This window comes from Pseudomonas sp. GW821-FHT05D12, from assembly GCF_059419825.1.
Window position 1 is genome coordinate 315,039 of record NZ_JBWKSN010000009.1, and the last position, 6,120, is coordinate 321,158.

General features: G+C 63.1%; 5 protein-coding genes. All 5 read left to right on the plus strand.

All coding sequences use genetic code 11. The annotated features are described in order from the left end of the window. The first annotated feature begins 24 nt into the window (after positions 1 to 24). The 5 genes from AC07SI_RS19070 (at position 25) to AC07SI_RS19090 (ending at position 6,023) form a co-directional block, all read left to right on the plus strand. Positions 25 to 939, plus strand: a complete 915-nt coding sequence (locus AC07SI_RS19070) for a PLP-dependent cysteine synthase family protein (protein WP_065909869.1) — start codon at positions 25 to 27, stop codon at positions 937 to 939. Positions 940 to 971: 32 nt separating this feature from the next. Beyond that, a complete protein-coding gene (locus AC07SI_RS19075) occupies positions 972 to 1,964 on the plus strand; it encodes a serine O-acetyltransferase (RefSeq protein ID WP_120449465.1) in 993 nt (330 codons plus the stop codon). A 2-nt stretch (positions 1,965 to 1,966) separates the two neighbouring features. Continuing rightward, a complete protein-coding gene (locus AC07SI_RS19080) occupies positions 1,967 to 2,695 on the plus strand; it encodes an alanyl-tRNA editing protein (RefSeq protein WP_065909512.1) in 729 nt (242 codons plus the stop codon). A 245-nt stretch (positions 2,696 to 2,940) separates the two neighbouring features. Then, positions 2,941 to 4,686: an ABC transporter permease gene (locus AC07SI_RS19085; protein ID WP_495006269.1), complete on the plus strand. Its 1,746-nt coding sequence runs from the start codon at positions 2,941 to 2,943 to the stop codon at positions 4,684 to 4,686. 14 nt (positions 4,687 to 4,700) lie between these two features. Then, positions 4,701 to 6,023, plus strand: a complete 1,323-nt coding sequence (locus AC07SI_RS19090; RefSeq protein ID WP_106805608.1) for an ABC transporter ATP-binding protein — start codon at positions 4,701 to 4,703, stop codon at positions 6,021 to 6,023. Positions 6,024 to 6,120: the final 97 nt, after the last annotated feature.

Genomic DNA, 6,120 nt, shown 5'->3' on the forward strand with positions numbered 1-6,120 from the left:
CCTCCGGCCATGGGCTCCTACCTGATGCTGCATAATTCAATCCTCGACGCCATCGGCCACACGCCGATCGTGCGCATGGCGCAGTTTTCCGAAGACCTCGGCATCGAGGTCTACGCCAAACTCGAATCCCTCAACCCCGGCGGCAGCCACAAGGCGCGCATCGCCTTGGGCATGATCCTCGACGCCGAGCGCCGGGGCGTACTGATCCGCGATTCCGGGCAGACCATCATCGAGCCCAGCGGCGGCAATACCGGCATCGGCCTGGTGATGGCCGGCAATGTGCTCGGCTACAAAGTGGTGCTGGTGATCCCCGACAACTACAGCCCGGAAAAGCAGAAGCTGCTGCGCCTGTACGGTGCCAAGGTGGTGCTGTCGGACAGCCGCCTGGGCAACAATTCCCACGGCGAAAAGTGCATGGAGCTGCAACTCGAAAACCCCAGCTTCGTGATGCTCAACCAGCAACGCAACGGCGCCAACCCGCAAACCCATCGCGACACCACCGCACGGGAAATCCTCCGCGCCTTCGGTGATCGCCGGGTGGACTATTTCGTCAGCGGCATCGGCACCGGCGGCCATATCACCGGCATCGGCGAAACCCTGAAGGACGCCTGGCCAGCCATGCGCGTGATGGGCGTGGAGCCGGAAGAGTGCGACCTGCTGAAAAACCAGCACGCGCCGCACCATATCCAGGGCCTGTCGATCGGGCTGATCCCGAGCATCCTCAACCTGGACATTCTCGACGGCATGCTCAAGGTCTCGCGCCAGGAATGCATCGACATGATGAAACGCATCATGCGCACGGACGCCATCAGCCTGGGCCTGTCCTCTGCCGCGAACATGGTGGCCATCGCCAGGCTCGCCCCCGAACTGCCGCCCGAAACGGTGGTGCTGACCATGGTCTACGACAATGCCGACAGCTACCTGCCCAGTTTCGAATAATCGACAACCATCCAGCATACGGGGGTGCCTTCATGGGCGGCTTTATCGACATGCAACAGTTGCACGATGAGTTACTCACCCACCTCATCAAGACGCTCACGCCGGCGCAGATGAAGCAACTGGAGCCGCACTTGGCGCCGTTGATCCAGAACGCCGCCCAGGCGGTGGCCGAGGACCTCATCGCCTATGCCTACCGCGACCCGGCGTCGCGCGGGCGTGGCGAGTTGATCCTGGAATCCTACGCCTCTTTCAAGGCGGTGTTGTACTACCGCCTCGCCCACCTGGTGTGGAATTTTCCTGACCAGATGAACGGCATGTTCTCGCGCATCGCCCTCAAGCTGAGCAACCAGGGCAAGGTCCTTTCCGGCGCCGAGATCCACCCAGCGGCGCGCATCGGCCGGCGCTTCGTGCTCGACCACGGCTACGGCACGGTGATCGGCGAGACCTGCGAGATCGGCAACGACTGCTACATCCTCTGCGGCGTCACGCTGGGCGCGCGTGGCATCGCCAACAACCCCGATGGCAAGCGCCATCCGCGCCTGGGCAACAACGTCGAAGTCGGTTCCGGCGCCCGCGTGCTGGGCTATGTGCTGATCGGCGACAACGTGTTTATCAGCCCCTCCTGCGTGATCACCCAGGACGTTCCGGCCGGCACCAAGGTCAAGGTGGTCAACCAGATCCAGCTGCAGAAAAACGATGAGTCGGACCACAGCAACTACCTCGGCGCCTTCGCCCTCGATGAGCGTTTGCACGTGGTCGGCGAGGTGAATGCCAGCCACAAGGTCACGGTGCTGGACGCCGACTTCCACGCCTTGCCGGGGCTGATGCTCGAACCCACGGTGAAGGAGCGCCATCACCTGCAGTTTCGCCTGCACCGCATCGAGTCGGGCAATCAACTGCCGCGCCTGCCGCTGAACCTCAAAGTGTGCGGGCCGGAATTTGAAATCACCCTGCTCTCTCCCCCTGGCTTGAGCGCGATGGTGCGCCACCTGCTGCAAGCCAGCCCACTGATTGTCGGAGGTTGAACATGTCCGTGCACACCATGGAAACCCTCGCGCTGTTTGACAGCGCGCCCTACCAGAACGCCTTCAGCGCGCGGGTGATCGCCGTCAGCGAACACGGCATCGCCCTGGAGCACACGCTGTTCTATCCAACGGGCGGCGGGCAACCGGGCGATACCGGCCACTTCACCCTGGCAGACGGCACTCGGGTCGAGGTCATCGGCACGGTGCGCGACGCGGTGCAGCGCTCGATCATCTGGCACCAGGTGGAGCACTGCCCGGCCCCATTGATCGCCGGGGTACAGGTGGACGCCGGCATCGATTGGGCACGCCGCTATCAACACATGAAAATGCACACCTGCCTGCACCTGCTGTGCTCGCTCATCGACGCGCCGGTGACCGGCTGCAGCATCAGTGCCGACAAGGGCCGCCTGGATTTCGACCTGCCGGAAATGACCCTCGACAAGGACACCCTCACCCGCGACCTGAACGCGCTTATCGCCCAGGCCCACGAGGTGAAGACCCTGTCGATGCCCGCCTCGGAATACGCCACCCTGCTGCAGATCACCCGCACACAGGCGGTCGCACCACCGGTGATCCAGGGCTCGGTACGGGTGATTGAAATTGGCGGTATTGACATCCAGCCGTGCGGCGGCACCCATGTGATCAACACCGAGGAAATCGGCCGGGTGTTCTGCGAAAAGATCGAGAAGAAGAGCAAGCACAACCGCCGGGTGATCCTGCGCTTTGAGTAACCGTCGAGTCGCGACCGGGGTGCCGCTGCCCAGGTCGCGGTTCGTACAGCAAACTGACAGCAAATTTATGCGCTTGTAACATTCAGAAACGTACAATTCCGCCAGCATTGTCGCGATGCCCCTGACTCACGGAGAAGAGCGTCCGCCCCTTCTCGGTGAGTCGTTCGTACAAAAGCTACGCTCATCCCCATAACGCCCCTCTGACCCTGAACGCTGCTGGAATGACTGCCTATGAGCAACGGCCGATGAAAAAAGTATTCCGTCATTACATCCCTGCGTCCACGTTGCGCTTGCTCCCCAACCGCTGGGACCTGGTCGCCCTGCCGCTGGTGATCGGCTTCTTGCTGTTTTTCTCCATCACCGCCCGGGAGACGTGGGCTCCCATCGCCACCCTGCAGAGCGACGTGATTTCCCTCGACCCGGCCAACCTGCCGGAATACGCGATGCGCACCACCCTGCGCATGCTCGCGGCGATGGTCGCGGCACTGGTTTTCACCCTGCTCTACGGCACCCTCGCGGCCAAGAGCCGGCGTGCCGAAAAACTGCTGGTGCCGGTGCTCGACATCCTGCAGTCGGTGCCCGTGCTCGGTTACATCTCGTTTACGGTGACGTTCTTCCTGTTGCTGTTCCCCAGCCGCGTGCTCGGTGCCGAATTCGCGGCAATCTTTGCGATTTTCACCAGCCAGGCCTGGAACATGACGTTCAGCTTCTACCAGTCCTTGCGCATGCTGCCCCATGACCTGGTCGAGGTGTCCACCAACCTGCGGCTGTCCGGCTGGCAGAAGTTCTGGAAACTCGACGTGCCCTTCGCCATGCCAGGCATGGTCTGGAACATGATGATGAGCATGTCCGGCGGCTGGTTCTTCGTGGTTGCCTCCGAGGCGATCACCGTCGGCGACAAGACCATCACCCTGCCGGGCGTGGGTTCATACCTGGCACTCGCCATCGCCCAGAAAGACCTGCACGCGGTGGGCTATGTGATCCTGGCGATGATCGCGGTGATCTTGATCTACGACCAGTTCCTGTTCCGGCCGCTGGTCGCCTGGGCCGACAAGTTCCGCATGGAGACCACCGCCTCCCAGGGCATTGCGCCACAATCCTGGGTGCTCAATCTGGTCCAGCGTACGCGCGTGGTCCAACGCATCCTGCGCCCGGTGACCCGCACTATCAGCCGCTTGGGCAACAAGCGCTTCAGCCTGTCGAGCGGCGTGCGCACGGCAACGCCGGCGGCCAGTGCGACGCGGTCCAAAGTGATCGACTGGGTGTGGGGCGCACTGATCGCGGTGCTCACCGCCTATGCGCTCTACCACATCGTGCGGTATGTCGGCACCGAGGTGACCTTCAGCGAAGTCGGGCACGTGTTTGTGCTGGGCCTGATCACCCTGCTGCGCGTCGCGGGGCTGATCCTGATTGCGTCGCTGATCTGGGTGCCGCTGGGCGTGATGATCGGCCTGCGACCGGCGCTGGCGGAAAAAATCCAGCCACTGGCGCAGTTTCTTGCGGCCTTCCCGGCGAACCTGCTGTTCCCGGTGTTTGTGATTGTGATCCTGCACTACGACCTCAATCCGGACATCTGGCTCAGCCCGCTGATCGTGCTCGGCACCCAGTGGTACATCCTGTTCAACGTGATCGCCGGCGCCAGCGCCTTCCCCAACGACTACAAGGAAGCCGCTGCCAACTTCCGCATTCGCGGCTGGCTGTGGTGGCGCAAGGTGATGTTGCCGGGCATCTTCCCGTACTACGTCACCGGCGCCATTACCGCGTCAGGCGGGGCGTGGAACGCCAGCATCGTTTCCGAGTACGTGTCCTGGGGCAAGGACACCGTGGTCGCACACGGCCTGGGCGCCTACATCGCACAGACCACGGCGGCCGGCGATTTTCCAAAAATCGCGCTGGGCGTGGTGGTGATGTCGATCTTTGTGGTGGCGTTCAACCGTGCGGTCTGGCGGCCGATGTACGCCATGGCTGAAAACAAACTCCGCTTGAATTGATGGGATTCGCTGCGATGACTACCGACACCGTACACACCGCCGACACTCCGGAAATTTATTCGCTGAAAAACGTGAACCGGGTGTTCGGCAAAGGCAAGGATGAACTGCAGGTCCTCAGCGGTGTGGACCTGAGCCTGCACGAAGGCGAGATTGTCGGCATGCTGGGTCGCTCAGGCTCCGGCAAATCCACGTTGCTGCGCATCATCGCCGGCCTGATCCAGCCGTCCTCGGGCGAAGTGCTCTACAACGGCGCGCCGCTGAACGGCCCGGCCGAAGGTGTGGCCATGGTGTTCCAGACCTTTGCGCTGTTTCCCTGGCTGACCGTGCTGGAAAACGTCGAAGCCGGCCTGCAAGCCTTGCAAGTCGAGCGCAAGGAAACCCGCCGGCGTGCCCTGGCAGCTATCGACCTGATCGGCCTGGACGGGTTTGAAAACGCCTACCCGCGCGAGTTGTCCGGTGGCATGCGCCAGCGTGTGGGGTTTGCGCGCGGGCTGGTGGTCAACCCGACGCTGTTGTTGATGGACGAACCGTTCTCGGCCCTGGACGTACTCACCGCCGAAACCCTGCGCACCGATTTGCTGGATTTGTGGAGCGGCAAGCAGTTGCCGATCAAGTCGATCCTGATCGTGACGCACAACATCGAAGAAGCGGTGCTGATGTGCGACCGCATCCTGGTGCTGTCGTCCAACCCGGGCCGGGTGGTCGCGGAAATCAAGGTGCCGTTCGCGCACCCGCGCAACCGGCTGGACCCGACCTTCCGGCAAATGGTCGACGACATCTACGCGCTGATGACCGACCGGCGCAGCGCCGATGCCAGCCGCGGCCTTCCCGAATTGAAAATGGGCAGCCTGCTGCCGGAAGTTTCCACCAACCTGATGGCCGGCCTGATCGAAACCCTGGCCGCCGAGCCCTACAACGGCCACGCCGGCCTGCCCACCGTAGCCGAACGGCGCTTGCTTGAAGTCGACGACCTGTTCCCGGTGGCGGAGATGCTGGAGCATTTGGGTTTCGCCGAACTCAAGGGCGCCGACATCACCCTGACCGACGCCGGCAAGCTGTTCGCCGACTACGGCACCCAGGAACGCAAGACCTTGTTCGCCGAGCATTTGATCCGGCACGTGCCATTGGCCGCGCGCATTCATCAAGTCTTACTCGAGCGCAGCGGCCACCGGGCGCCACGGGTGCGCTTCGAGCAGGAACTGGAAGACTCGATGACCGAAGCATTCGTCGAAAAAACCCTGGAAAGCGTAGTGGCGTGGGGGCGCTATGCGGAGATCTTCTCCTATGACGACCACACGGAGACGTTCAGCCTGGACGATGTGGAAGGCAGCATGTGAGCGTCGAGACGAACGTGCCTCCAAATGTGGGAGCGGGGGGGGGGGGGGGGGGGGGGGGGGGGGGGGGGGGGGGGGGGGGGGGGGGGGGGGGGGGGGG

Excerpts from the sequence above, each read along its gene's own strand:
- AC07SI_RS19070 (WP_065909869.1), top strand. The coding sequence starts at position 25 with ATGCTGCATAATTCAATCCTCGACGCCATCGGCCACACGCCGATCGTG.
- AC07SI_RS19075 (WP_120449465.1), top strand. The coding sequence starts at position 972 with ATGGGCGGCTTTATCGACATGCAACAGTTGCACGATGAGTTACTCACC.
- AC07SI_RS19080 (WP_065909512.1), top strand. The coding sequence starts at position 1,967 with ATGTCCGTGCACACCATGGAAACCCTCGCGCTGTTTGACAGCGCGCCC.
- AC07SI_RS19085 (WP_495006269.1), top strand. The coding sequence starts at position 2,941 with ATGAAAAAAGTATTCCGTCATTACATCCCTGCGTCCACGTTGCGCTTG.
- AC07SI_RS19090 (WP_106805608.1), top strand. The coding sequence starts at position 4,701 with ATGACTACCGACACCGTACACACCGCCGACACTCCGGAAATTTATTCG.